Annotated in this window: 19 protein-coding genes; 7 read left to right on the plus strand and 12 right to left on the minus strand. The window is 59.1% G+C overall.

The annotated features are described in order from the left end of the window. Positions 1 to 3 precede the first annotated feature (3 nt). The 3 genes from ABEA08_RS04555 to ABEA08_RS04565 all read right to left on the minus strand — a co-directional run bounded on the left by ABEA08_RS04555 (position 4) and on the right by ABEA08_RS04565 (position 2,688). The gene (locus ABEA08_RS04555; protein ID WP_345333740.1) at positions 4 to 591 is read right to left on the minus strand and encodes a glutathione S-transferase family protein; all 588 of its coding nucleotides are present in this window, start codon (positions 589 to 591) and stop codon (positions 4 to 6) included. Further along, positions 588 to 1,331, minus strand: a complete 744-nt coding sequence (locus ABEA08_RS04560; protein WP_345333742.1) for a ferredoxin--NADP reductase — start codon at positions 1,329 to 1,331, stop codon at positions 588 to 590. Before ABEA08_RS04560 ends, ABEA08_RS04555 begins: the two co-directional genes overlap by 4 nt. A gap of 106 nt (positions 1,332 to 1,437) precedes the next feature. Continuing rightward, entirely contained in the window at positions 1,438 to 2,688 is a 1,251-nt protein-coding gene (locus tag ABEA08_RS04565; RefSeq protein WP_345333744.1) for a dicarboxylate/amino acid:cation symporter, read from the minus strand. A gap of 1,010 nt (positions 2,689 to 3,698) precedes the next feature. On the opposite strand from ABEA08_RS04565, the gene ABEA08_RS04570 reads away from it, so the two are divergent. Further along, positions 3,699 to 4,475, plus strand: a complete 777-nt coding sequence (locus ABEA08_RS04570; RefSeq protein ID WP_345333745.1) for a PP2C family protein-serine/threonine phosphatase — start codon at positions 3,699 to 3,701, stop codon at positions 4,473 to 4,475. A 101-nt stretch (positions 4,476 to 4,576) separates the two neighbouring features. On the opposite strand, the gene ABEA08_RS04575 is transcribed toward ABEA08_RS04570, so the two are convergent. The 3 genes from ABEA08_RS04575 to prfB form a co-directional block, all read right to left on the minus strand. Next, positions 4,577 to 5,590: a coiled-coil domain-containing protein gene (locus tag ABEA08_RS04575; RefSeq protein ID WP_345333747.1), complete on the minus strand. Its 1,014-nt coding sequence runs from the start codon at positions 5,588 to 5,590 to the stop codon at positions 4,577 to 4,579. A gap of 244 nt (positions 5,591 to 5,834) precedes the next feature. Beyond that, on the minus strand, positions 5,835 to 7,349 hold the full coding sequence (gene lysS, locus ABEA08_RS04580; protein WP_345333749.1) for a lysine--tRNA ligase: 1,515 nt from the start codon (positions 7,347 to 7,349) through the stop codon (positions 5,835 to 5,837). A gap of 26 nt (positions 7,350 to 7,375) precedes the next feature. Continuing rightward, positions 7,376 to 8,474 (minus strand): peptide chain release factor 2 gene (gene prfB, locus ABEA08_RS04585; protein WP_345333751.1). Its coding sequence is split into 2 segments (ribosomal slippage): positions 7,376 to 8,398 and positions 8,400 to 8,474, totalling 1,098 coding nucleotides; the frame shifts between segments, so codons are not numbered across the junction. A 245-nt stretch (positions 8,475 to 8,719) separates the two neighbouring features. Here prfB and ABEA08_RS04590 point away from each other — a divergent pair. Beyond that, positions 8,720 to 10,588: a methyl-accepting chemotaxis protein gene (locus tag ABEA08_RS04590; protein ID WP_345333753.1), complete on the plus strand. Its 1,869-nt coding sequence runs from the start codon at positions 8,720 to 8,722 to the stop codon at positions 10,586 to 10,588. A gap of 59 nt (positions 10,589 to 10,647) precedes the next feature. On the opposite strand, the gene ABEA08_RS04595 is transcribed toward ABEA08_RS04590, so the two are convergent. From ABEA08_RS04595 to xerD, 5 genes are all read right to left on the minus strand, one after another. Then, a complete protein-coding gene (locus ABEA08_RS04595; protein ID WP_345333755.1) occupies positions 10,648 to 11,826 on the minus strand; it encodes a Na+/H+ antiporter NhaC family protein in 1,179 nt (392 codons plus the stop codon). Continuing rightward, positions 11,744 to 12,112 carry a hypothetical protein gene (locus ABEA08_RS04600; RefSeq protein WP_345333757.1) on the minus strand — a complete coding sequence of 123 codons (369 nt, stop codon included), beginning with the start codon at positions 12,110 to 12,112 and terminating at the stop codon, positions 11,744 to 11,746. The genes ABEA08_RS04595 and ABEA08_RS04600 overlap by 83 nt, the downstream gene beginning before the upstream one ends. A 283-nt stretch (positions 12,113 to 12,395) precedes the next feature. Continuing rightward, positions 12,396 to 14,120 (minus strand): single-stranded-DNA-specific exonuclease RecJ, encoded by a 1,725-nt coding sequence (gene recJ, locus ABEA08_RS04605; protein ID WP_345333759.1) that lies wholly within the window; start codon positions 14,118 to 14,120, stop codon positions 12,396 to 12,398. Positions 14,121 to 14,198: 78 nt separating this feature from the next. Further along, the gene (gene dsbC / locus ABEA08_RS04610) at positions 14,199 to 14,903 is read right to left on the minus strand and encodes a bifunctional protein-disulfide isomerase/oxidoreductase DsbC (protein WP_345333761.1); all 705 of its coding nucleotides are present in this window, start codon (positions 14,901 to 14,903) and stop codon (positions 14,199 to 14,201) included. Between the two features lie 116 nt (positions 14,904 to 15,019). After that, the gene (gene xerD / locus ABEA08_RS04615; RefSeq protein ID WP_345333763.1) at positions 15,020 to 15,922 is read right to left on the minus strand and encodes a site-specific tyrosine recombinase XerD; all 903 of its coding nucleotides are present in this window, start codon (positions 15,920 to 15,922) and stop codon (positions 15,020 to 15,022) included. A gap of 167 nt (positions 15,923 to 16,089) precedes the next feature. Here xerD and ABEA08_RS04620 point away from each other — a divergent pair, with 167 nt between their 5' ends. Continuing rightward, a complete protein-coding gene (locus ABEA08_RS04620; RefSeq protein WP_345333765.1) occupies positions 16,090 to 17,265 on the plus strand; it encodes an efflux RND transporter periplasmic adaptor subunit in 1,176 nt (391 codons plus the stop codon). Beyond that, on the plus strand, positions 17,265 to 20,447 hold the full coding sequence (locus ABEA08_RS04625) for an efflux RND transporter permease subunit (protein WP_345333767.1): 3,183 nt from the start codon (positions 17,265 to 17,267) through the stop codon (positions 20,445 to 20,447). Before ABEA08_RS04620 ends, ABEA08_RS04625 begins: the two co-directional genes overlap by 1 nt. A 67-nt stretch (positions 20,448 to 20,514) precedes the next feature. Here ABEA08_RS04625 and brnQ read toward each other — a convergent pair whose 3' ends face one another. After that, entirely contained in the window at positions 20,515 to 21,834 is a 1,320-nt protein-coding gene (gene brnQ, locus ABEA08_RS04630) for a branched-chain amino acid transport system II carrier protein (RefSeq protein ID WP_345333769.1), read from the minus strand. Between the two features lie 362 nt (positions 21,835 to 22,196). Between brnQ and ABEA08_RS04635 the strand changes: the two genes are divergently transcribed. From ABEA08_RS04635 to ABEA08_RS04645, 3 genes are all read left to right on the plus strand, one after another. Beyond that, entirely contained in the window at positions 22,197 to 22,910 is a 714-nt protein-coding gene (locus ABEA08_RS04635; RefSeq protein WP_345333770.1) for a tRNA1(Val) (adenine(37)-N6)-methyltransferase, read from the plus strand. Then, positions 22,907 to 24,157 carry an ATP-dependent RNA helicase SrmB gene (gene srmB / locus ABEA08_RS04640; RefSeq protein WP_345333771.1) on the plus strand — a complete coding sequence of 417 codons (1,251 nt, stop codon included), beginning with the start codon at positions 22,907 to 22,909 and terminating at the stop codon, positions 24,155 to 24,157. Before ABEA08_RS04635 ends, srmB begins: the two co-directional genes overlap by 4 nt. Positions 24,158 to 24,287: 130 nt before the next feature. Continuing rightward, complete coding sequence (locus ABEA08_RS04645; RefSeq protein ID WP_345333772.1) at positions 24,288 to 26,456, plus strand: PAS domain S-box protein; 2,169 nt, start codon at positions 24,288 to 24,290, stop codon at positions 26,454 to 26,456. Positions 26,457 to 26,593: the final 137 nt, after the last annotated feature.

Raw genomic sequence — 26,593 nt, forward strand, 5'->3', positions numbered from 1 at the left:
GCCCTATTGGGGGGCCACCGCCTGGGTAATGGGATCTTGATGCCCCGCCAGCCAATCGATCAACGCGGGCTGAGCCGAGCGCCAGCTCAGCTCGGGGTGGCGAAAATCCAAGTATTCCAACAGCACCAACAAGCGGATCGCCACCACAGAGCGTCGAACCGGCAGGGCCTCTAATTGCCCGGACAACGCCGCCAATCCGGCGTGCAGCGACTGTTGGTGGCGCTCAATCCACTTGGCCGACGCTGTCCCCTCCTCCTGGCGGGTCTTCTCCACCTGCAGTGCAACCGCGGCGTCCATCAGCCCGATCACCAGCTCATTGAGCAAGCCCAACGTCCAATTCCCCGATAGGCCGCGATGGTGGCGACCATCACCGAGCCGCTCATCCAGATAGCGGCAGATATAGCGGCTGTCATACAGCGCGCCGATATCCGTTAGCAGACAGGGGATCTTGCCTAGGGGGTTGCACCGCCGCAACTGGGCATCGTCGGTGAACGGATTGACGATCACCTCCTCCAGCTCAATGGCCAGGTAACGACTTAGGATCCGAACCACCCGTGCGTAGGGCGACGCGTCGGAGTAATAGAGGATCACCAGTACTTCTCCACGGTGATCTGGCCGGGGGTTCGCCGCAGGTTTTTACGCAGCCCCATCCCCTCCAGAACCGCCACCGTCTCGCGGATCATCTCGGGATTGCCGCAGATCATGGTTTGGGTCCGTGCCGGCTTGATCGGCACACCGACCGCCTCCTCCAAGCTCCCCTCGCTGATCAACTGCGGGATCCGCCCCTGCAACATGCCATCAACCGCTTCACGGCTCACCACGGGCACGAAGTGAAAGGCCTCAGGGTGCGCCTGCTCCAGCGCCCGGATCTGCTCAAGGTAAGCCAGATCGGATAACTCACGCACCGCGTACACCAGGATAAAGCGTTCATAACGATCCCAGCAGTCCTCACTGTGCAGGATCGACAGGAAAGGCCCGACGGCCGTGCCGGTGGCAAACATCCACAGCTCTCGCCCTGCCGGGACCTCATCTAAGGTCAGAAATCCGCTGGGCCGCGGTGACACCATCACTTCATCCCCGGCGTGCAGATCCTGCAGCTTGGGGGATAACTCCCCCTCTTCCACCTTGACCGCCAGAAACTCCAACAGCGGATCATGCGGGGCGTTCACATAGGAATAGGCACGCTGAACCCGCTCCCCCTGCTGCTCTAACGCCAACTTACCAAACTGGCCGGCGATAAAGGGTTCCACCTCCGCTTCCACCTTGAGACTAAATAGCCGGTCATTCCAATCGATCCGCTCTACGACCTTGCCCTGAACCCATGTACTCATGCATACCCTCACTGGCTAAATTGCAGTCACTCCTACAGCATACTCCTGCCTTAGAAAAAGAAAAACCCCGCTTAAAAGCGGGGCTTAGTCAAGTTTGTCGCGCTTTTTATTTGCCGCTCAGCGCCACAGCGTCGGCGGACACCGACTCGGTGCGATCGACAATGGTCACCACCGCGGCGTCCCCTACCACGTTAGCCGAGGTGACAAACATATCGATGATCCGATCGACCGCGATGATCAACGCGAACGCCGTTTCCACCGGTAAACCCATCTGGTGGATCAACACACCGATCATCACCGCGCCGCCACCAGGCACCCCACCGGCGCCGACGGACAGCAAGAACACCGCCGCGATCAATGCCGGGATCTGCTCCATGCTGATCGGCACGTTAAAGGCATTGGCCAGGAAGAACGCGGCGATGGTGATGTAGATAGACACCCCGCCCATATTCATGGTCGCGCCCAGTGGCACACCAAAACCAGCGGTGGCTTGAGACACGCCCAGCTTCTCGGTCAGGGTCCGCATGGTCACAGGAATGGACGCATTGGAGCTGGCGCAGGAGAGTGAGAACATCATCTGCTCACGGGTCTTGCGACGAAACTCCGATGCAGAGATATCCGTGGTCAGGCCAACCACCAGAGGATAAACCACAAACAGCCACAGCAGCAGCAGCCCTACCACCAATGCGATGTAGCCTGCCACCGACACAAACGTGCCTGCTTCCAGTGTGGCACCCAGCTTCAGCATCAGGGCGAAGACACCATAAGGCGCCAGGCTCATCACCAAGGTAATGGCGGTCATCATGATCTTATTGGCCTTGCGGAACGCCTTGGCCACACTGTCCATTTCGCTGCCGAGCATTTTGATGACAAAGCCCAGCATCAAGGCCATGAAAATGATCTGCAGCATGTTGCCAGAGGAGAACGCGGCCACGGGATTGCGCGGCACAATATCCATTATCAAGGCAGAGATACTCGGCAACTCCGTGGTCGCGATCGCCAACTCCCCAACCTGAGGCAGTTGAACCCCGGTCCCCGGTCGCAGGATCAGCGCCACAACCAGCGCCACCGAGATCGCCACCAAGGTATTGAGGATGTACAAACCAAAGGTCTTACCGCCCAAGCGGCCAAAGCTTTGGATATCCGGTAGCTGTGTGATGCCGCTGACGATCGACACAAACACCAAAGGCACAACCAACATCATGATCAGGTTAACAAACATGCCGCCGGCCATATCGGCCAGACCAACAGCCGGTGCCGCCAACGCATCACTGCCGATGATCTGCAGCAGGGCGCCTAACAGTAGGCCAGAAAACAGACCGATAAAGATCTTCTTGGAGAGCGAATTGGACGGCATTTTTGTTCCTTATCTGAGGAAAAGTCAGTGGCACAACTCCCTGTACCGTAAACGCTGGCTCATTCCCTGCCAGTCTGGTCAATTTTGCCAGTCGATTGTACTGGTGCACAGCGGGTTGGAATAGCGTTACATTTTCAGTAAAAATAAGTGAACACAACTGGATAGGAAAATCAAAGCCAGACAAAACTCAACGAGAGACCCAGCTTTAACAGGACAATTCACCATAAAGGCATCACCAAAAAGAGCAAAAGCCCAAACGAGAGTCCCGTCACGCAACTGGAACTTTAGCAGCACAGACGTTACCCCAGCCCACTTCGCCGCCGTAGAGCACTCCCAGCAACCGCATTGGCAGCACAAAGCACTAGGTCAGCACACCCCAGCCGACATATTATCTAGCAATGCCCACTCCAATATCGACAAATGTTACCTGAGCGCGTGGCTCACTGCCGAAACGGCAACGCTGCGAGATCCCATTGCAACCAATGCATGCTCCGTCACCAACAGCGATGTTGTGGCTGTACGCTGCCTGCCGGCCCCATGCCCTTGAACCCGCACGGCCCCCCCGCTCCAATGCGGCGCAAAGCCCGCATGCCCGACCGGCTTATCGCCAACCAACCGGGCCGACTCACCGCGCCAAGCCATGGGGCAACACAAGCAACAACATACCGAGACACTGGCCACTACGACCCGACGAAGCGGCCGAACCTCGCTAACGGGCTCGCGCTCACCGAGCCAACCTGGCACGTCCGCAAAGCCAAACTGTCGAACCGACCGGGATAGCCGCCGGTTGCAGTAGCAACATTCCATTCCGGTGACTTGAAATCCCGTTAAATAGCTGTCTTCATTGGGGTTAAAATCACGTTGCTCGGTGAGCGTTCACGTCCGCTTACCGTCGCCAGGGAGAGCACATGCCTCAGGGATCTTTCGCTTGTTTGCCGGCCACAGCTCAGGGCTAACCCATGCGCATAGATAGGTTCGTCCACAGCTGCGCGACCGCTCAATGGATCGGAATGCGGGAGCAGCAACAAGATAGCTGCAGTATTGAGACACTGCCGGACAGCCGTGGCACCCTGATGTTGGTGTGTGATGGGATCGGCGGTGCCCCCGCCGGAGATGTGGCATCGGGCTTGGCGCGATTGCATTTTGTCGAGTATGTCCGGCGTCACGCCGAAGAGCCGATCGCATCGGTCCTGCAGCAAGCGTTGCAGTACACCAATGAACAGCTCGAGCTTCACACCCAGCTCTACACCCGCCACCGCGGTATGGGCACCACCCTAACCGCCGCCTGGATCCGCGGGGCAGAGCTGTGGTGGATCAGTGTGGGCGATTCACCGCTGTGGCTTTGGCATAAGGCGCGATTACAACGACTGAACGCCGATCATTCCGGTCGAGCGCAGCAAGATCATAACGGCGAGCAGGCAAAGTGGTTTCAACGCCTGCAGGAGAACCGGCTGAGCTCGTCACTGCAGGGCAGAGCGATATCGAAGATAGACGCCAATCGCCACCCGCGGCGCTTATCATCGGGCGATCAGATCCTCATCGCCAGCGATGGGCTGTTGTCCCTGACCCAGGCGCAAGTCAATCACCAACTGACGGTGTCCACTGATGTCCAGCAAGGGAGCGAGGGGCTGATCACGGCATTAAAGCAACAGGCCGATGAGCAGCAAGATAACACCGCCATCGCGCTGGCCCGGCTGGGCTCACACCGGCCACTGCGCATTCGACATGCGGTTGCGCTGCTGTCTCTGCTGCTGATCGGCTCGAGTCTGGCACTGCTCCTGACTTAACGGCTGAGATAGAAAGGCTGAGATAGAAAAGCTGAGACCGAAAGGCTGAGATAGAAAGGAGATATTAAGGGGGAAGGCCCGCTCTCAGCGGTGCCGCACGCTCAGTCTTGCTCGTCGACACCGAGCGATGGCTCGGCGGCTTCGTCCGTCGCAGACAGATGTTGCTCGAGTGCGTCCTGCAGCAAGGTTAATTGTTGTTGCAGTGGGAATTCGCGCAGATCGTGCAACGCTAGGGTGCGAGCCAACTGTGCCAGCTGCCCTTCAATGGCCAACAAATAGATCTCACGCCCGGCCTTGTCCTGCTCATCCAGTTGCTGAAGATCGTTGCCCAGATGGTGTGCATGCGCGATGGCAAAGCGTGTGGCTTCAGCCCGCTCTGCGATCTGCTCCAGTGCCCGTGGCGATCCCTCCACCAAGGCCCAGGCCGCTTCCAGCGTTGCGCTGGCCTGAGCGAAGGTCTGGGGCGCGGTTTGATCCAGGCTGGCCGCCCGCAACTGCTCCAGCGACTGGCGGTGATCCGTTAGGTAGAGATCCCGGACCGTGCTGACTTCCAGTTCATGTTGATGCCTAAGCAGCTCCGGCTTGCCGGATCGAACCCGGGACAAGCGTCCGGCCGCCACCGCATCGACCAAGCCTTTCAGGCGCTGATCCAGCTGCTGATAGCGGCCAGGATGCAAACTCGCAGCATTGAGGCTGCGCAGAACCTCCCGGTTGGCAAACGCCAGAGCCAAGTGCTCCATCGCCAGCTCTCGCACCCCCTTGGCCTCATCGAAGGCCGCCTCCGAGTCCTGCAGGGCTTCCTGCGCCGCCTGCAGACGAGAGCGGGTACTGAACACCCCAAGGCGTTCATACATCCGCGCGGGATCCTCGCCAAACAAGGCATATTGCGCCTTCGCATCTTGCAGCGCGGTTCGCGCCTTACGGACTTGCGCCGTCGCGAACCAACCCAGATCGTCATCCTGCGCCAATGTTTCCAGCTGCACGATCCGCAGGGCAACGTCATCCACCAGCGCCTGACGCTGATCCTGGCTTTGTTCCAGCTGTTCCACCGTCGGCCCACTGGCACAGGCGGTCAGCAAAGTAAGCAGCAACAGAGGCAATGACAGGATCTTCACAAGCAGTACAACTCAACTCGATGAATGGGACGGAGGGCAGACAGTGTACCTATCGCAGCCTTTCGGCTCCAGTCAGTCGACGCGCGAAGAGGCAAAAACGCGGATCGGATAACCATTATCGGGCGAGAAGTCAGGCACACGCCTTAATTAGGCGACGCCAAGATGGCCAAGCTGCACAGCCAGACCGAAAAAAGCGACAAAAAAACCCGCCAAGTGGCGGGTTTGATTTGATGGGGCTCGACGATCAGTCGGCTTTCTGGCCACCCTGTGGGCGCATCGCCGGGAACAGGATCACGTCACGGATGGTGTGGGTGTTGGTGAACAACATCGCCAGACGGTCGATACCAATGCCCTGGCCCGCGGTCGGTGGCAGGCCGTGCTCCAGCGCGGTGATGTAATCTTCATCGAAGTACATCGCCTCATCGTCGCCAGCATCCTTAGCATCCACCTGAGCCAGGAAACGCTGCTTCTGATCTTCGGCGTCGTTCAGCTCGGAGAAGCCGTTGGCCACTTCACGGCCACCGATGAAGAATTCGAAGCGATCGGTAATGAACGGGTTGTGATCATTGCGGCGCGCCAGCGGCGAGATATCGGCCGGGTACTCGGTGATGAAAGTCGGCTGGATCAGCTTAGGCTCCGCGGTTTCACCGAAGATCTCCTCCAGCAGCTGGCCACAGGTCCAGAATTTCTCAACGTAGATCTCCAGCGACTCAGCGATCTTCACCATGTAATCGCGATCCTGCACCTTGTCGTAATCCAGCGCCTGGATCAGCGCGTTGTCCGGGTTGTACTGCTTGGTCGCGTCCAACATGCTCAGACGTGGGTAGCTGCCACCGAACTCAACGGTTTCCTCGCCATAAGGCATGGAAGTAGATCCCAGGATCTCCTGCGCCACGGTGGACAGCATCTCCTCGGTCAGATCCATCAGATCGTTATGATCCGCGTACGCCATGTAGAACTCCATCATGGTGAACTCAGGATTGTGACGCGGCGACAGGCCTTCGTTACGGAAGTTACGGTTGATCTCAAACACGCGATCAAACCCACCCACGACCAAACGCTTGAGGTACAGCTCAGGGGCAATACGCAGGAACATCTGCTGATCCAGCGCATTGTGATGGGTGATGAACGGACGGGCAGACGCACCGCCTGGGATCACCTGCATCATCGGGGTTTCCACTTCCATGAAGTTCTTGGACTCCATGAAACGGCGAATGCCGGCAACCAGCTTTGAGCGGATCTGGAAAGCACGACGGGAATCTTCGTTAACGATCAGGTCAACATAGCGCTGACGGTAGCGCTGCTCCTGATCGGTTAGGCCGTGGAACTTCTCAGGCAGCGGACGCAGTGCCTTGGTCAGCAACTGGTACTCGCCCATGTCCACGTACAGATCGCCCTTGCCGGACAGGTGCAGTTGCCCCTTGATACCGATAATGTCACCGATATCCAGGCCGCCAATGGCTTTCAGTGCTTTCTGCACATCCTTAGAGGCATAGCCCTGGATGCGACCGGACACATCCTGGATCGCCAGAAACGGGCCGCGCTTCGCCATAATACGACCGGCGATGGAGACGATGTGACCCGCTTCGGCCAGTTCTTCCTTGGTATTTTCACCAAACTCGGCCTGCAGATCCGCCGCCTGATGGGTCGGACGCCAAGTGTTAGGGTGACCATTGGCGTCACAGTCCTGGCGGATGGTGTCCAGCTTGGCACGGCGCTCAGCGATCAGCTTGTTTTCGTCTTGTACTTTTTCAGTCATTTCAATCAATCCTTACGGGCCGCTCTTTACAGACCGGACTTGAGGCTGGCCACGATAAAGCGATCCAGATCGCCATCCAGAACCGCCTGAGTGTTGCGGGTTTCAACGCCGGTACGCAGATCTTTAATCCGAGAATCATCCAGTACGTAGGAGCGGATCTGACTGCCCCAACCGATGTCGGACTTGGCGTCTTCCGCCGCCTGCTTCTCAGCATTTTGCGCGTTCAATTCCAGCTCGTAGAGCTTGGCCTTGAGCTGCTTCATCGCCTGATCTTTGTTCTTGTGCTGAGAACGTTCGTTCTGACATTGCACCACGGTGTTGGTCGGCAAGTGAGTAATACGCACCGCGGATTCGGTGGTGTTCACGTGCTGACCACCGGCACCGGAGGCGCGGTATACGTCGATACGCAACTCGGCCGGGTTGATGTCGATGGCGATATTGTCATCCACTTCCGGGTAGGCAAACGCGGAGGAGAACGAGGTATGGCGACGACCGCCGGAATCAAACGGGGATTTACGCACCAAGCGGTGCACGCCGGTTTCGGTGCGCAGCCAGCCATAGGCGTATTCACCAGAGATCTTCAGAGTCGCGCCCTTAATGCCCGCCACATCGCCGTCAGAGGCTTCGATGATCTCGGTTTTAAAGCCCTTGGCCTCCGCCCAGCGCAGATACATGCGCAACAGGATGTTACACCAATCCTGTGCCTCGGTGCCGCCGGAGCCGGCTTGCAGATCCAAGTAGGCATCGTTGGCATCTTGCGGACCGGAGAACATACGACGGAACTCCAGCTTAGCCAGCTGAGCTTCCAGCCCCTCCAACTCGGACTGAGCTTCGACGAAGCTGTCTTCGTCTTCCTCCTCCACCGCCAGATCAACCAACTCACGGACGTCGTCCAGGCCTTGATCCAGGTTATCGATGGTTTCTACCACCGCTTCCAGCTCGCTGCGCTCACGGCCCAGCTTCTGAGCCCGCTCAGGCTCATTCCATACGTCGGGCTGCTCCAGCTCCGCACTGACCTCTTCTAGACGCTCTTTCTTGGCATCGTAGTCAAAGGTACCCCCTAAGGAGTTCTGTCCGCTCAGACAGATCCTTGATGCTGTTCAGCACCGGATTGATTTCGAACATGCGCGTCCTACTACTCGTGAATGGCTATAAATGCAAACCCGAAATTTTAACTGATCTGGACGGCAACTGCCCAGAACAAAATCACCTCCAACGGCGATTTTCTGCTCTTTACCGCACGCCCGCCGCCAGAAGTTGCGAACAAGGTTCAAGTGGGTGCGTTTCCTGCCGATAACCAAACCAACGAAACAGTTTTGCGCCGCCCCTGACGCCTAGCCACTAGATAAGTTTGCTGAATGTTTGCCCCAATGAGATCCATTTCTTTAAAATACAAGATCACCGGCGCCATCGGCGCCCTGTTGTTCATCTCCGTCACGGCGATCATAAGTTGGGCTTATCACGCCGATAAGCGTAACTTTACCGACACCCTCGATCACACCATCGATGCACTAGGCGATCAGTACATTGGCTCCGTCAGCGGCTGGCTGGACAGTCGTCGCGACATCATTACTGCACTGGCCAATCATCTCGGCGACGCGCCTCTGACGCAGCTGCAACTGAGCCAACAAGCCGGCCAATTTAACCTGACCTATTTTGGTCGCAACGACGGCGCTATGTTCGATTCCGATCCCAGCATCGATCGCACCGGCTATGATCCCCGCCAACGCCCTTGGTACCACCAAGCGATGACCAGCTCAGGGATGGTGCTTACGCCGCCCTATCTGGATGTGGCCTACAACCAAACCGTGATCACCCTGGCGACCCAAGTCCATGGCGGCGTGGTTGGCGCCGATCTCACCCTAGACACACTGATGAGCGATATCCGCCAGTTTGCTCTGCCCGGTGAGGGACAGGCCATGTTGATCGACGGCAACGGGATCATCATCGCCCATCCGCAAAACCACCTGCAGCAACAGCCTCTGACTCAGCTCGATGCCAGCCTCAGCCCGCGCCGTCTGGCGCCACTGGTGGGCAACGACCGGGTCAACTTCTGGCAGTTCGAACACGGCGCCACCATGGGGGTTTGGCTCGATGCGATCCCAGGCACCGACTGGCAATTGCTGGTCATGCTGGATGAGAAAGCCCTGTTGGCGCCATTGATGCGGCAAACGATCACCCAGCTGCCGTTTATCTATGTTTCGCTGGCGCTGGTGTTGGCCCTGATCACCTATCTCACTCACATTCTGCTGACACCGCTGCGTCAGGTGTCCGCCGCATTAGGCCAGATCGCCGACGGCGATGGCGATCTCACCCAAAGGATCGCCGTCGATCACCGAGATGAGGTCGGCCAATTGGCCGAGCACTTCAATCGCTATGTCGCCGGACTGGCCACCTTCATGGGTCAGTTGCGCGACGTCGCTGTCGATGTCGACCAACAAGCCGACAACACCACCGCCAGCAATCGCGATGCAGATCTGGCGCTGCAACAGCAACAGTGTCAGTTAACCCAACTGGCCACCGCCATCACCCAGATGACCCAATCGACGCAAGAGATCGCACGCCACGCCGAACAAACCGCGTCGGCCGCGCAGCAATCAAGTCAAAGCTCGGAGCAAGGCAAAGCACTGGTCAATCGCAGCGGTCAGGCGGTGGCCAACCTGGCGGGGGAGATCGGGGAAGCCACCCATGTGGTGGATCAGCTCAATGAACACGCTCAGGCGATCTCCAGCATCCTCACCACCATTCAAAACATTGCCGAGCAAACCAATCTGCTGGCGCTCAATGCAGCCATCGAGGCGGCGCGTGCCGGCGAGCAGGGTCGCGGCTTTGCCGTGGTAGCCGACGAGGTGCGACTGTTGTCGCAACGCACCCAGCAGTCCACCGAGGAGATCCAGAGCACCATTGAGACGCTGCAAAGCACCACCCATCAGGCCGTCAGCCAGATGCGCTCGAGCCGAGCCCAAGCCGACAACAGCGTACAGGCAACCGAAGAAGCCAACGCTGCGTTGTCGGAGATCACCGACGCCATCGCCCTGATCTCCGATATGGCGATCCAGATCGCCACTGCGGTGGAAGAGCAGACTCAGGTGGCGGCGGAGATCCATCACAACACCAATGCGGTGGCCGACGTCAGCCGAGAGCTGGCGGGTCAGAGCGATCTGCGCCAGCAGCGATCTGAGGTTCTCAAGCAGCGAGCCGATGAACTCAATGCCGAGATCGGCCGCTTCAAGCTCTAACCTCGCACTGCGCTGTGGGCCGATGCAACACCGGCTCACAGCCTCCAACTTCCTCTCCGCTATAGCGTTCTGATGGCCCGCGAGGACCAAAACTGACACCCCAGCACCGCCAAGGCGCCGCCGCAAAGCAGCACGAGCCAACACCAAAGCAATGGTAGCCCTAGCCCAAGCAGGGTAAAGCCCAGCAACGCCGCTCCCGCCGCCCCCCAGGCTAACGGCAGTTGGGTCAGGACGAGCTGCATCGGCTCGCACCCGCTGGCACCGGCACTGATCACCGTCGTATCGGAAATGGGGGAGCAATGATCACCGAACACAGAGCCGGCCATGACTGCGCTGACGGCAGGGAGGATCAACGCGGGCGAGAAGCCCGACGCCACCGCCGCCCCGATCGGGATCATCAGCGCAAAGGTGCCCCAGCTCGAACCGGTCGCAAACGCGGTAACCGCGCACAAGACAAACAACCCGGGCAAAACCAACGCCACCGGTAGATAGGCACTGGCCCAGCGCGCCAACAACTCACCACTGCCCAGATCATCGATACTGCGCCCGATCATCCAGGTCAGCAGCAGGATCCCCAGAGCGGGCGCCACGGCCTGCAACCCCTGCCACAGGGCTTGTAGGATCCGGCGCAGCCCCAAGGCCCGCGCCGACGCCAGTGCCATCAGCAATGCCATCAAACACGCATTGCGCATCGCAGCGCCGATATCCGCGCTGGCAAAGCAGGCCAACAGCCCCACCTCGCCCGAACGATGCCATCCGCTCAACCAGGACAAGACGATGCTGCCAAGGATCAACACCAACAAAGGCAACAGCAGTGGCCAAGGCGAGCCTGCCGTTTCCACCTCGGTTTGGCGCGCGGCCACCGGCTCAAAGCCCCAGCCCCAATACGCCGCCGCCAACGCCATCGCCAGCGCGGCAAAGGCGTAAAAATTGGCACTGGCCACCTCGACAAAGGCCGCTGCGGGCAGCATCGTCAGCAGTGGGATCCCCGCCAACAACGTCATGACATAGGGGCCCCAACTGGAGATCGGCAAGATCGCGCACAGCGGCGAGGCGGTGCTGTCCACCAGATAGGCTAACTGCGTCGGCGGTACGCCATAACGCTGCACGATCGGCCGTGAAATGTGGCCATTGGCCAGACAGGAGAAGATCCCATCAATAAACACCAGAAACCCGACGCCGACCACCGCCAGACGGGCACTGCGCGCGCTGGATCCGGCCGGATAACCAACCAGCAAATTGAGTCACGGCGCCACTGCGTCGTAACAGCGAGGTGATGCAGCCCAACAGGGTGATCGCCGCCAACACATCCAGATGCCAGCGCTGCCATTGCCCCTGTTGGTAAAACTGGCTGCTCAGATTGTCCGCCAAATATTGCAGACTGGGCCACACCGCGCCCTGATTAAGGATCAAGGCGCTGCTAAGGATCCCCAGCCCTAACGCTGGCAGGATCCGTCGTACCACCAGCGCCATGCCAATGGTGATCACCACAGGCAACAAACGCCATACCGACTCTAGCTCCATAACATGCTCCTTATGCTAACGCCGGTCAGCATGCCTCAAATCCCTCATGATCCGAACATTATCAAACTAAAACATAGACATAAGACAATAAATTCCCACAGAGCCCATCAGCATCGTCGCGACATTCCCGTGCGGGCGCCCGCTCGGCGTCATCAAGCTCAGTACATTCGTGCCTTAAGGCCACGGTCCGACTCAACCGCCGTCGCAAGTGTCGCCCGCGCGCCAAAACCAACACAGGCCACCCGAAGGTGGCCTGTTGCTGACACGACGAACCGCCGGTGCCTCACTGCGCCTCGATATACTCCACCAGCAACTGCGCGCTATCACGCCCACGCCAATGATTGATATCCAGCTTGTAGGCCAGCTGCACCCACTGCACCGCGGCATTGGGCCATTGCTTAAGATCCACGTTAAAGGCGATGGCATCCAGCTGAACCTGACCGCATTCGCTCTCCACCGCCATCTTCAAATGCTTCTGGCCGACCAAACGCTGATCAAGCAGCTTAAAGCGGCCATCAAACAACGGCTCGGGGAAATTCTGCCCCCATGGCCCCGCCTGACGCAGCAACGCCGCCGTCTCCAGGCCCAATTGCTCGGCCGACAACTCGCCGTCAGACAGCAGTACTCCAGTCAACGCCGACGCCTCCAGCGTGTCGCGCACGGCTTGGTCATACAGCTGAGCAAAGCGCTCGTAATCGCACTCCTTCAGACTCAGGCCCGCCGCCATGGCGTGGCCACCGAATTTGAGGATCAAACCCGGATGCGCGGTATCGATCCGCTCCAGCAGATCCCGCATATGCAAACCCGGGATCGAGCGGGCCGAGCCTTTCACCTCGCCGCCGCCCGCCTCAGCAAAGGCGATCACCGGCCGGTGATATTGATCCTTGAGCCTCGACGCCAGAATGCCGATCACCCCTTGGTGCCAGTCACTTTGATAGAGAACCACACCCCAGGGCAGATCCTCGCCGCGCAGATCCAGTCGCTGCAACGCTTGTACCGCCTCCACCTGCATGCTTTGCTCGATCTCACGCCGCTCGATATTGAGCCGGTCCAGCTCAGAGGCGATCTGACGGGCTTCGACCATATCGTCCGCCAGCAGGCAGGCGATGCCGAGCGACATATCATCCAACCGCCCCGCGGCATTGAGACGCGGCCCCACCGCAAAGCCCAGATCCGAGCTGACCAACCGCGCCGGCTCGCGCTGAGCCACCTCCAACAGCGCCTTGATCCCCGGCCGACAGCGTCCCGCCCGAATGCGGCGAATGCCCTGCTGCACCAACACCCGGTTGTTGTGATCCAGCGGCACCACATCCGCCACCGTGCCCAGCGCCACAATATCGAGCAGCTCCGCCATATTGGGGATCGCCAAGCCGCGCTGCGCGAACCAGTTGCGCTGACGCAGCTCGGTACGCAGCGCCAACATCAGATAAAACGCCACGCCGACGCCTGCCATCGCCTTGGAAGCAAATGGGCAGCTATCCCGGTTAGGGTTAATGATCACATCCGCGTTAGGCAGCGTCTCGCCGGGCAGGTGGTGATCCGTCACCACCACCGTCATTCCGGCATCCTTCGCCGCCTGCACCCCACTGTGCGCGGAAATGCCGTTATCCACGGTGATCAACACCTCGGCGCCGGCCTGCTCCGCCAGCGCCACCAAGGCCGGGCTCAAGCCATAGCCGTAATCGAACCGGTTGGGCACCAGGTAATCGACAAACTGCGCGCCCATCGCCCGCAATGCCAACATCGACAGCGCGCTGGAGGTGGCGCCGTCTGCATCGAAATCGCCGACGATCAAGATCCGTCGATTGGCGGCGATGGCATCCGCCAACACCTGCGCCCCCTGCGCGGCCCCCGACAGAGTGGTTGGATTGAGCATATTCGCCAGCTCCAACTCCAACTCGTTGGCACTGCCGATCCCACGCGTGGCGTAGATCTGACGCAATAGCGGCGGCAACGTCGCCGGTAGGTGGCTGTCGTCCACGGGGGAACGGCGGATCAAATTAACCATGGCATTGGACTCGGACAAACGGAACAAACAAAAAGGCGTGCCCGAGGCACGCCTTTATCAATCGAAGCAAGACACAGCTTACTGGGTTTGCAGGGCCATCAGCAAGCGCTCCGGCGGCAGGTAACCCGGCACTAGGGTGCCATCGGTCAGGACCAGCGCAGGCGTACCGCTGACGCCAAACGCGCCGCCCAAGGCGTAATGCTCCGCCACCTTGTTGTCGCAAGACTGGCTGGAGCCCGCTTTACCGCTGGCCTTAGCCTGAGTCATCGCCTTGGCCGGATCGGCCGCGCACCAAACGCTTTCCATCTCACGCCAAGCCGACGTGCCTTGACCGCCACGGGGGAAGGCCAGGTAGCGGATGGTGATCCCGCGCTCGTTGTAGCCCGCCATGTCGTTATGCAGCTTGCGGCAATAACCGCAGCTGATGTCGGTAAATACGGTCACCACGTACTTTTCATCCTTGGCCGGGTACACGATCATCGAATCTTCAACATCGCTGAGGCGAGTCTGGCGCAACTCACCCATCGCCAACTCAGTCAGGTTGGCCATGCCATTTTCGACATCATAGATATTGCCGTGCAGCAAACGGGCACCGTCAGCGCTGATGTACAGCAGTCCTTGTGGCGTCACCACCTGATAGAAACCGTCGAGCGGCGCAGGCGCGAGCTCAGTCGCTGGGAGCCCCAGCTTTTGCAGTGCCGCTTGGGCCTTGCTGGTATCGGTGGCCGCAAATGCGCTCAGGCTCAACGCACTGGCAACCAACAAAGTAAGAGCTCGTTTCATTACATAATCCTTAAATATCTGACCACAGTACAACTTAGACCGGCAATTGAGCGCAAAACTTACCGTAGAACTTTGCTCAATGCTACGGCATTCAGCACAGCTTTGAGCATGGCGCACTAAGGGCGTGGATGATGAGCACAGTGTAGTGCCTGCAGCCTCGCCTGAGCGACATGGGTATAGATCTGCGTCGTCGACAGATCGCTGTGGCCCAACAACAGCTGTACGACCCGAAGATCAGCCCCATGGTTCAATAAATGCGTAGCAAAGGCATGACGCAGGGTGTGGGGAGAGAGGGGCTTACCGATCCCAGCCACCTTGGCGTAATGCTTGATGCGATACCAGAAGGTCTGCCGGGTCATCTGCACGCCCCGCTGACTGGGAAACACCACATCCGAGCGATTGACGCCCAGCAAGGTGCCGCGCGCCTGACGGATATAATCCTCGATCTGCGCTTGCGCGTGCTCGCCCATCGGCACTAAACGCTCCTTGCCGCCCTTGCCGGTGATCCGAACCACCCCCTGGCGCAGGCTGATCTGCTCAAGCTGCAGCGCGATCAACTCACTGACCCGCAACCCTGTCGCATACAGCAACTCCATCATCGCCCGATCCCGGATCTGAACCGGATCCTCAGGCTGTGGCGCCGCCAGCAAGGCCTCCACATCCGCTTCGGTCAAGGTGTCCGGCAGCTTGGGCGGCAATTTAGGCCGTTCGATCAGCACCATGGGATCCACCTCGATCTCGCCGCGCACCGTCAGATCGGCATAAAAGCGCCGCAATGACGATAGGGTGCGGGCGCTGCTGGTTTTGGCGATCCCCTCACTCTGCCGCTGCGCCAAATATTCCCGCACCAACTCCGCATCCGCAGCGGCCAAAGGCCGTGCGCGCGCATCGGCAAACCGGCCAAACGCCGTCAGATCGGAGCGATAAGCCGCCAAGGTATTGTCCGCCAGTCCCCGCTCGGCCCAGAGGCGATCGCAAAAGGCATCGATTGCCTGTTCATTGTTCAGGTTTGTACTCATAACACTATGGGAAAACAGATCATTACCCCAGCCTACGGTGAGCTAGGGGGCGGGATCAAATCCGGTTGAACTGATATACCCATTTACAATTGAGCCATTAACCAGGTGCAACAACGTGTTAACGTAAGCCATCGCAAAAATCCGTATCTTGGTAAAGGAACACTCCAATGAGACTGTTGTTACGACGCCTCTCACCGCTGCTTATCCTCGTCGTCTTTATCGCCATCGCCATGCTGCTGATCAGCCTCAAGCAACCTCCAGAGAAGAAGGTCCAACAAGAGATCTTGCCTATCGTTGAGGTGGTGGAAGTGACGCCCAGCTCTCATCAGCTGGTGTTGCGCTCCTACGGTGTCGTCCGACCCAAGCATCAGACCCAACTGGTGGCCGAGATCAGCGGGCGCCTAGTATCGCTCGCCCCGGAGTTTGTGGCCGGTGAATGGGTGAAACAAGGCCAGCTGTTAGCCCAGATCGAGCCCGCCGACTACCAGGCCGACTTGATGCAAGCCCAAGCGGGGCTGGCCCAAGCCAAAGCCCAGCTGCAAGAGGAGATCGCCCGCGGCAAGGTGGCCGAGCAGGAGTGGCGCGGCGCCATCGAAGGGATCCCGCCCGAGCTGGGCCTGCGCAAGCCGCAGTTGGCCAAGGAGCAGGCCAATGTGCGCAGCGCCGAGGCCACGCTCGCCCGCGCACAACGTAACCTGGAGCGCACCGAGATCCGCGCCCCGTTCGATGGCCTGATCACCCAGCGCAGCGTCGATCTCGGCGAATACATCAACGTCAGCCTCAATATGGGCACCATCATGGGCACCGATATCGCCGAGATCCGGCTGCCGCTGGCGCCGGAAGAGCTGGCCTACCTGGAAGATGAAGAAAGCGGGACGGTGCTGCTGAGTCAGGAACTGGCCGGTCAGCGTCATGAGTGGCTGGCCCAGTTGGTGCGCACCGAAGGGGTGATCGACGACAACAACCGAATGACCTACCTCGTCGCCCGACTGCACGATCCCTACGCCCTTACCCACGATCGTCGCCCGCTAAAATTTGGCAGCTTCGTCAATGCCCAGATCCAGGGCCGGCAGATCGAGCAGCTGGTCACTCTGCCGCGCCATGCGGTACGCGATCAGCGTATCACCATCATCAAAAGTGACAACACCGTGGCGTTGCGTCCGGTCGAAGTGGTACGAGCCGATCTAGAGCAGATCTACATCCGCGCCGAGCTCGCGGCCGGCGAGCGGGTTAGCCTCAATGCCATGGACATTCTGGATGAAGGCCGCAAGGTCAAGGTGGCCGGTGAAGCCCAGCCAGAAAGCAATTCCGGCGCCCAGATGGCCGTGGTAGGAGCCCAGTAATGCGACAGACCAATACACACAAAGGGATCATCGCTTGGTTTGCCCGCAATCATGTAGCCGCCAACCTGCTGATGGTGATCCTCATCGCCGGCGGGCTCTTCTCCGCGCTGACTGTCAACAAAGAGGTCTTTCCCAAATTCGAGATCAATCGGGTCGACGTCAGTGTGGCCTATCCAGGTGCTGCCCCGCAGGAGATCGAAGAGGGGATCACCATCAAGATCGAAGAGACCATCAAGGACATCGAAGGGATCAAGCGGATCCGCTCGGTGGCACGCGAGGGCTCCGGCACCGTCAGAATCGAGGTGATGGATAAGTTTGATCCCAAAACCGTGCTCGATGAGGTCAAACTGCGGGTCGATGCCATCGCCACCTTCCCTGAAAGCATTGAAAAGCCGAACATATACCAGGTTAAGCCACAAGCAGACGTCATGTGGGTCTCCATCGCCGGCGACGCGCTAAGCAACAGCGAGCTCAAAGAGCTGGGCAAAGAGGTGCGCGATGAGATCACCTCCCTGCCCGGAGTCACCCGCGCCGAGCTGCAAGGGGCCAAGGCCTATGAGATCGCCATCGAGCTCTCAGAAGACAAGCTGCGCGAATACAACCTCACCTTCGATGACGTGGCCCTCGCCGTCAATCAATCCTCACTAAACCTACCTGGCGGCTCGATCCGTGCCGAAGATGGCGACATCCTGCTGCGAACCGATGGTCAGGCCTACACACAAGCGGACTTTCGCCGCATCGTATTGCGCAGCCTACCCGACGGCTCACGGCTGATGCTGCCCGACGTCGCCGTGATCAACGACGGCTTCGAAGAGCGTCTCGGCTACGCCCGCTTCGACGGCCAAAACTCCGTGGTGGTGGCGGTGCGCAGCGTCGGTGATCAGGATGCCCTCGCCATCGCCAAGCGGGTCAAAGCCTATGTAAAACAGAAACAGGGGACCCTGCCGGCGGGCGTCGTGGTGGATTATTGGGGGGATCTGACCCAGTTCCTCTCCGGCCGCCTCAACATGATGCTGAAGAACATGTCGCAAGGGGCGTTGCTGGTGTTCCTGGTTCTGGCCCTGTTTCTACAGCTCAAGGTCGCGTTCTGGGTCATGATGGGCCTGCCGATCTGCTTCCTCTCGGCCATGTTCTTTATGCCTTTCGAGCCGATGAGCCAAAGTATCAACATGATCTCCCTGTTTGGCTTCATCCTAGTGTTGGGGATCGTGGTGGACGACGCCATCGTGATCGGCGAGTCGGCGTACGCCCAAACGGAGAAAGAGGGTCACAGCATCGATGCGGTGATCCGCGGTGCCCAGAAAGTCGCGATGCCGGCCACCTTCGGCGTCCTGACCACCATCGCCGCCTTTATTCCTATGCTGATGGCCACTGGCTTCCTTGGCGTGGTCGGTGGCTCCATTGCTTGGGTGGTGATCCTCTGTCTCGGCTTCTCGCTGGTGGAATCCAAGCTGATCCTACCGGCTCACCTCGCCCACATGACCCCACCCAAGCCCGATCAAGGCTGGGGGCCCTGGCTGCGACTCAAGCGCGCGCTCAATGATGGGATCCAGAGCTTTATCTACCAACGCTACAAGCCGGCCATGGGCTGGATGATGGATCGGCGCTACTCAGTGCTGGCGTTCTTCCTTGGCCTGATGATCCTCTGTGGCGGCCTGATCGGCTCCGGCATGGTGCGCTTTATCGTCTTCCCCAATATCCCATCGGATTTCATCAATCTCAATCTGGAGATGGAGCCCGGCGTGTCGGAGCGGCAGACCCTCAAGGTGGTGCAACAATTGGAAGAGTCGCTGTTTGCCACCGACGACGCCATTCGAGAAGAGTATGGCGTCGATGTGGTCAATCACTCGTTCGTCTACCTCGGCAGCCGCACCGCAGCGGGCATGGTGATCGAGCTGACTAAGGGCGAGGATCGGCCGATGCTCGATGCCGTGGCGATTGCAGCGCACTGGCGTGAGATCATGCCGGAGATGGTCGGCGTGAAGATCCTCGATATCAACGCCTCTACTGGCGACGGCGGCTCCGATGTCGCCTTCCGCCTCAACAGCACTAACATGGACACCCTGCTGACCGCCACCGAAGCGCTCAAAGCCAAGCTGGCAGAATACCAAGGGCTGTATGACATCCAAGACAACTTCTCCTCCGGCTCGCAGGAGATCCGCCTCGCCATCAAGCCAGAAGCCCAAGCCCTTGGGCTCAGCCTAGCGGACTTAGCCCGCCAAGTCCGCTGGGGCTTCTTTGGCTATGAGGCGCAGCGGATCCTACGCAATAAAGAAGAGGTCAAGGTGATGGTGCGCTACCCGGCCGAGCAGCGCCGCACCATCGGTCACCTGGAAAACATGCGCATTCGCACCCCGCAAGGGCAAGAGGTGCCGTTTTCCAGCGTCGCCACCATTGAGCTGGCTAAAAGCTTCTCCGCCATCACCCGCACCGACGGCGTCCGCTCCATCACGGTCAAGGCCCGCGCTTTTAAAGATAAAGTTGAGCCGGGTAAGATCACCGCCGAGATCAACCAAGAGTTCATTCCCGAGCTGAAGTTGCGCCACCCCGGACTGACCACCGCGCTGGACGGCTCAGCGGAAGAAGACGCGGAAAATACCCTGTTGATGCTACAAGGCACCTTCTTCGCCCTGTTCACCATCTTCGCGCTGATGGCCATACCGCTGCGCTCCTACAGCCAGCCGCTGATCATCATGTCGGTGATCCCCTTTGGCATGATCGGCGCCGTGGTCGGTCACTTCCTGCTCGGGATCGATCTGTCCATGCTCAGCCTGTTTGGGATCATCGCCCTGGCCGGGGTGGTCGTGAACGATTCGCTGATCATGGTGGATTTTGTCAATCAGTCCCGCGCCGAAGGGCACTCGCTCAAAGAAGCGGTCCAGCAGGCCGGCACCCAGCGCTTCCGCGCCATCGTCCTGACCTCGCTGACCACCTTCCTTGGCCTGGTTCCCATTACCCTGGAAACCAGCCTGCAGGCCAAGATCGTGATCCCCATGGCCGTGTCATTGGCCTTTGGCATTCTGTTTGCCACCGTGGTCACCCTGATCTTGGTGCCCGCACTGTACTTGATCCTCGATGACGTCAAACGTCTGCTGCGCTGGTGGTGGCAGCCGGACGGCGTGCCTCACCCCCTGCGACGGCCTGAGTCTCATCAGGTTCGATCGAAGCTCGACCGTCCATGAGTCTCGACGCAATGCAAAAAGGCCACCCGCGAGGGTGGCCTTTCTTATGCAACAATAAGTTGTGTGCTTACGCTTCTTCCGCCGCCAGCGGTTTCTCACCACGCTTGTACAGCATGCCACCCAGCAGGGTCAGCGTTACCGGCGCGATCCAAGCCATATGCAGATCATACAGCGGCAGGAAGTCGAACGCGGCAACCAGAGACGCAGCCACGCCCGCCACATTCAAACCACTGAGGATCCCGGTGATCGCGGCGCCTGACAGCATGGCCGCCAAGGTCACGGTGCGCGCTGCGATAGCAGGGCGAGCAAACACGTAGATCACCAGCGCCATGGCGATCGGGTAGACGATAAACAGCACAGGAATGGAGATGCTGATCAACTGCTCCAGGCCGATGTTGGCCACGAACAAACACACCGCGGAGCACAGCAGTACCCAGTTACGGTAGCCCAGCTTCACCTTGCTGTTGAAGAACTCGGCAAAGGCCGTCGTCAGACCCACCGCCGTGGTCAAACACGCCAGCACAACCACCGCCGCCAAGATCACCGCACCAAAGCCGCCAAACAAGCCCTGTACGTAAGCCGCCAAAATGGCACCGCCGTTGCTCGCATCTGCTGCCATGTCCGCGCTCACCGCACCGACGTAGAACAAAGAGATGTAAACAAACGCCAAGCCCAATGCCGCAATCACGCCCGCGATCATCATGTAGCGCGCCTGAGCCACCGGCTCGGTCACTCCTTTACGACGCAGAATGTCCACCAGCAGCGTACCGAACACCATCGCCCCTAAGGCGTCCATGGTCATGTAACCTTCCAAGAAACCGGTGGTGAATGCATCGGTCGCCCAGCCACCCTGCGCTTCGGCTACCGCCACTTCTGGTGCAAACAACACGGAGATCGCCAGGACCGACAACAACACGATCAAGGTCGGGGTCAGGGCCTTGCCAATGATATCCATCAGCTTGCCCGGGTAGAGCGCCAGAACGGTGGCGATCACAAAGAAGATCCCGGTAAAGATCGCCTGGGTCATCCCCGTGGCTTCACCCAGGAAAGGCACCGCGCCGATCTCATACGCCACTAGGCCGGTACGAGGGGTCGCGAAGGCAGGCCCTATAACGATAAAGATGGCCGCGGCGATCACCGTGCCAACCCAGGTTGGCAGACCTTCGGTCATGGCAGACACACCGCCACCGACTCGGGCAATGGCCACCAGACAGATCAGCGGCAAGCTCACTGCCGTGATCAAGAAGCCCAGCATCGCAGGCAGCATATTCTCGCCAGACTGCAAACCGGCTAAAGGTGGAAAGATGATGTTGCCCGCGCCCAAAAAGAACGCAAACAACATAAATCCGAAACTCAATGTATCGGCAGTGGATAATTTCTTGCTCAAAACTGACCTCTTCTTGCGGCGTTTTATTGTTTTAGTGAACTATTGCCTCGCTCAAACCGAAGTGTACACCAGGCGTTACACCTGACTTTTCAACTATCGGCTCCTTCCGTGAGCACTAATCCTTCATTTGCCGCGTTTTTCCCTTAATTTGATGATGCTTTGACCAAGCCATCATCAGCGGTAGGGAAAATTGTGCTAACTCGACAGGGCTACTATTACCAGCAGGAACCACCACAAGCAAGCCACCAAACCAAACGATAACAATTTAAATCCCACCATTAACACCCGGACTCTCCATCTTTAACGGAAACGGCAATCGAAATCTGTTAAAGTCTGCCGCCCACTACCGTGAAGCCGCTCCCATGCCCTTTTCCTTTAAACAATTCCATGTTGATGACCGCCAATGCGGTATGCCGGTCAGCACCGACGCCGTACTGCTCGGCGCTTGGGCCCAGCTGCCCGACGCAGGGCACATCGTGGATATTGGTACGGGCTCAGGGATCCTTGCCCTGATGTGCGCACAGCGAACGCAAGCGACGATCACCGCGCTGGAACTCGATCCCGCTGCGGCTCAGCAAGCCGAGCAAAACTTTGCGGCCAGCCGATGGGCGGATCGCCTCGAGGTGATCCCACAGGCGGTGCAGGAGTGGTGGCCATCCAATGCTGTCGATGCCATCATCTGCAATCCCCCCTATTTCACCAGCGGTGAGCGCACGCTCAAGTGCGATCGCCGCGCCTTGGCGCGACATCACGATGGCTTAAGCCATACTGAACTGTTAGCGGCGCTTGCTCGCTTGCTTAGCCCGCAAGGCTGTGCCAGCCTGATCTTGCCCGTGGCAGAGGCAACACGGCTGACGGACGAGTTGGCGCGCCATGGTTTACACCTGCACCGATACTGCAGCGTGCAAACCACGGCCAATAAGCCCGCTCAGCGCGCACTGCTGGCGATCGCGCGGCAACCCGGGGCCTGCGTGCAGGACACCATGCTGATCCGTCAAAGCGATGGCCAGTACAGCGAAGCGTTCAGTCGCCTCACAGAGAACTTCTATTTACATATTGGATCCCAACGCCGATGAGTTTCCCCGATTTAGATCTAGACCCCCGACTGGAACGAGCCCTGCTGGATGCGGGTTACCAGAAGCCGACGACCATCCAAAGTGCCGTACTGGAAGCCGCGCTGGAACAGCGCGATATCATGGCCAGCGCGCCAACCGGTACAGGGAAAACGGCGGCGTTCCTGCTGCCCGCCCTTCAGCATCTGCTCGACTTCCCGCGCCGCGATCTCGGTCATGCCCGGATCTTGATCCTGACCCCAACCCGCGAATTGGCTGAGCAGGTCTGCCAGTACGGCAAAAAGCTGATGGCCCGCACGGAATTGACCGTCGGCTCGATCGTCGGGGGCCGCGATTTCGAGATGGACGCCGATCTGCTGCGCGGCAACCTGGATATCTTGGTGGCCACACCGGGACGCCTGATCCAATACCTGGAAGATGAAAAGTTCGATCCCCGCCAGGTTGAGATGCTGATCATCGACGAAGCCGATCGCATGCTGGACATGGGCTTTATGCCAGCGGTCGAGCGGATCGCCGGCGAAGTGCGCTGGCGTAAGCAAACCATGCTGTTTTCCGCCACGCTGGAAGGCCGCGGCTTAGACAGCTTCGTTGAGCGTCTGCTGGAGTCACCGATCACCTGTGAAGCCAAGCCGCCACGCAGTGAACGAAAGAAGATCAACCAGCTGGCCTACCGGGCCGATGACGCCGGCCACAAGTTCAAGTTGCTGACCGCGCTGATGGCGCAAGAAGATTGTGAACGCAGCATTATCTTTGTCCGCACCAAAGAGCGCGCCACGGAGTTGCACGCCAAGCTGTTCGCCAAGAAATTCCGCGTCGCAGTGCTGCAAGGCGGCATGACCCAGGCCAAACGGGATGATGCGCTGCTGAAGTTCAAGGAGGGTCGAGTTAAGCACCTGATCGCCACCGATGTGGCCGCACGCGGCCTGGATGTGCCTGAGATCAGCCATGTGTTTAACTACGACATGCCACGCAGCGGTGACGTCTATCTGCACCGGATCGGTCGTACCGCCCGCGCCGGCGCCAAAGGCACCGCGGTGTCCTTAGTGGAAGCACACGATCACCCCATGCTGCAAAAGGTACAGCGCTACACCGAAGAAGGGATCCGCAGTCGCTTTGTCGACGGTCTGCGCCCAACCTCGAAAGAGCCGCGCTTCACCAAGCCGAAAAAGAGCAAATCGGCCGCTAAGGCAAAGGCCAAAAGCGGCAAAAAGAAGAAGTCGGGTGGCAAGGTGCGCAGCGCCAAAAAGTAACCACACTCTCCTTCATCAAGCGGCCGCCAGGCCGCTTTTTCGATCTCAAAGCGGGATCAGTCATACAACTGGTTCAAACCAAGCCCCACATGTTAACATCCGGCCATCGCCAGAGCGCATGGATGTTAATGTGGCCACAACCGATCAAACACAATTAGGGCTTCACCAAGTCTTAGTCCAGGCGGACCCGCCCAAAGCGACCGGCTTTCGCCATCCCCCTTTTGCCCTCCAGATCGGCCTGATGGTGATCTTTGTCGTCGGGGTGGCGTTTACCCTGCTGCATTTTAACAGCGTGATGCTCAATGAGCGCTTGGCCAGCCGGCGCTTTGCCGAATTGCAGGTGTTCAGCGATCGCATCAACGAGGCGCTGATGCGCCAGGACGCCTCCCTGCAGTTGATAAGCCAGTTCAGCGTGTTGCCCTTTCAAACGGACACCCACGGGCTCGGCACCGAGATCGCCGCCACCTTTCTCGAACAGTTGCAGCAGAAATTGTCTCGCTTTCAAACCGTGGCCCTGCTCGACGACGACAGCCATACCTTGCTCCAAGTCGGCCAAAACCCCCAAATGGCCATCACCCGACGCGAGCTACAGCAGCAGCGCAGCCAACTGGATCCCAATGAGGTCTATTCATCGCAATTGTTCCTCGACAGTAATCAGCTTGCCGCCTACCAGTGGTTGCTGGCACCGCTGCGTGATAACCCGATCGGCGCCAGCTCGATCCTGGCGGTGGTCGATATCAGCGATCTCTGGGAAGGGTTTCATACCCTCAGTGACAATGGGATCCTGCCGTTACTCTTGGTTGACCAGCAAAGCCACAGCATGAATCTAACCGATCCCAGCAAACCACCGCCTGGGACACTCGGCGAACGCTTCCCCGAGCTGTGGCATCACATGCAAGACAACAGCTTTGGTCAGTTCTCACAAAGCCCCTACCATTTCGTCTATATCCAGGTGCGGCCCGATAACGAGTCACCGTTATTTCTGCTGTCTTATATCGATGAGCGCACCAGTAAGCCGGTCGAAGCCCGCTATAAACTGCAGTTCTATCTCGGCACCTTGGCGCTGATCGTGATCCTCGCTCGCCTGATGTGGCACCGCCGCTACCAACAAGATCATCGCCAGGGCCGGCAACGAGCCGAAAGCTTGGCGGAACAGCTGTACCAGAGCAATCAAGCCGCCATGATCTTCGATATCCATGGCCATTGCCTCAGCGCCAATAAGGAACTGTGTCATCAGCTGGCGCGCCCGTTAAATCGCCTAGATGGACGCCGCTTCCGCCATCTGTTCGACAGCGATCCGCTCAGCATTGATATGATCTGGCAGTTGGCCCGCTCCTCTGGCTACTGGGAGGGGCAGTTATTCCAGCGGGGCAAGTCGAAAACCGACTTGAAGGTAAACTTAAGGCTCTTAACCTTAAGCCCCAACGAACAGATGGTGTTACTGCGGATCGAGGAGAGTCCCCACCAGCGAGAGCAAGCGTTGAGGCTCCGTCATATGACCTCCCTCAGCGACTGCGCCAGCGGCCTTGCGCTGCTGGACATGGAGCAAACCATCCTAGCCTGCAACCCCGCCCTGGCTCGGATCACCGGCCAGCCCCAGGACAAGCTGCCCGGGCGCTCTTGGCAGCGATTCTTGCCTCTGGTCAATGCCGATATGGTCAAGTCACTCAATCAGCAGTTGAACACGCGCGGCTATTGGCAAGGCCCTTTATGGCTGCAACGAGACGACGGTGACACGGTGCGCTGTCTGGCCAATGTCCAACTGGGCGATACCAGCGGGGGGGATGAGCCCTACCAGGTGATCTCCCTGACGCCGATCCAGGATCCCGCGCTGGTGCAAGACATTCAGGCATTTGCCGGTTTCCATCGCCAGAAGATAAGTAAGGCGTTGGCTCAACTGACTCCGGAGATCGCCAGCCTGATGGTGTTGGATCTCAGCCGGCATGATCAGATCACCAGCTTTGCCGATGCCGATGCCATGCTCTTTTTGCAGCACAAACTGCTCAGCGCGCTACAAGGCGCCCTGCCGAAAGAGGCCATTATCGGCAATGAAACCCACCCCAGTGAACTGCATATCCTGCTCCCCGGCTGGGATGACAGCAAAGCCACCCGCTTGGCCGCCAATCTGCTCAATCTGCTCAAAGACACAGAGATGGATCAACAACTGGTGATCGGCGTGGCGCTCTGTGATGGCCACAGCGAATGGGAGACGCTGCTGGCCCATGCCCACTCCGCCGTGCAAAGGGCCAAGCTGACCGGTCAAGCTTACTGTCAGGCCTTCACCCGCCACTCGGCCTAAACCACGCCGTGAATCGAGTAGGAGGGGGCCTTGCGGCCCCCGTCCTCTCACACCACCGGGCATACGGTTCCGTACCACGGCGGTTCAAGTTAAACCTTTGAGCCGCTGATAATGACCCAGCAGCGATATCAGTCCTA

It is taken from the genome of Ferrimonas pelagia, from assembly GCF_039543565.1.
Lineage (GTDB): Bacteria > Pseudomonadota > Gammaproteobacteria > Enterobacterales > Shewanellaceae > Ferrimonas > Ferrimonas pelagia.

Bases quoted from the DNA above. Each gene is read 5' to 3' on its own strand.
- ABEA08_RS04560 (WP_345333742.1), bottom strand. From the start codon at position 1,331: ATGAGTACATGGGTTCAGGGCAAGGTCGTAGAGCGGATCGATTGGAAT.
- ABEA08_RS04565 (WP_345333744.1), bottom strand. From the start codon at position 2,688: ATGCCGTCCAATTCGCTCTCCAAGAAGATCTTTATCGGTCTGTTTTCT.
- ABEA08_RS04570 (WP_345333745.1), top strand. From the start codon at position 3,699: ATGCGGGAGCAGCAACAAGATAGCTGCAGTATTGAGACACTGCCGGAC.
- lysS (WP_345333749.1), bottom strand. From the start codon at position 7,349: ATGACTGAAAAAGTACAAGACGAAAACAAGCTGATCGCTGAGCGCCGT.
- ABEA08_RS04590 (WP_345333753.1), top strand. From the start codon at position 8,720: ATGAGATCCATTTCTTTAAAATACAAGATCACCGGCGCCATCGGCGCC.
- ABEA08_RS04600 (WP_345333757.1), bottom strand. From the start codon at position 12,112: ATGGAGCTAGAGTCGGTATGGCGTTTGTTGCCTGTGGTGATCACCATT.
- recJ (WP_345333759.1), bottom strand. From the start codon at position 14,120: ATGGTTAATTTGATCCGCCGTTCCCCCGTGGACGACAGCCACCTACCG.
- dsbC (WP_345333761.1), bottom strand. From the start codon at position 14,903: ATGAAACGAGCTCTTACTTTGTTGGTTGCCAGTGCGTTGAGCCTGAGC.
- xerD (WP_345333763.1), bottom strand. From the start codon at position 15,922: ATGAGTACAAACCTGAACAATGAACAGGCAATCGATGCCTTTTGCGAT.
- ABEA08_RS04620 (WP_345333765.1), top strand. From the start codon at position 16,090: ATGAGACTGTTGTTACGACGCCTCTCACCGCTGCTTATCCTCGTCGTC.
- ABEA08_RS04625 (WP_345333767.1), top strand. From the start codon at position 17,265: ATGCGACAGACCAATACACACAAAGGGATCATCGCTTGGTTTGCCCGC.
- ABEA08_RS04635 (WP_345333770.1), top strand. From the start codon at position 22,197: ATGCCCTTTTCCTTTAAACAATTCCATGTTGATGACCGCCAATGCGGT.
- srmB (WP_345333771.1), top strand. From the start codon at position 22,907: ATGAGTTTCCCCGATTTAGATCTAGACCCCCGACTGGAACGAGCCCTG.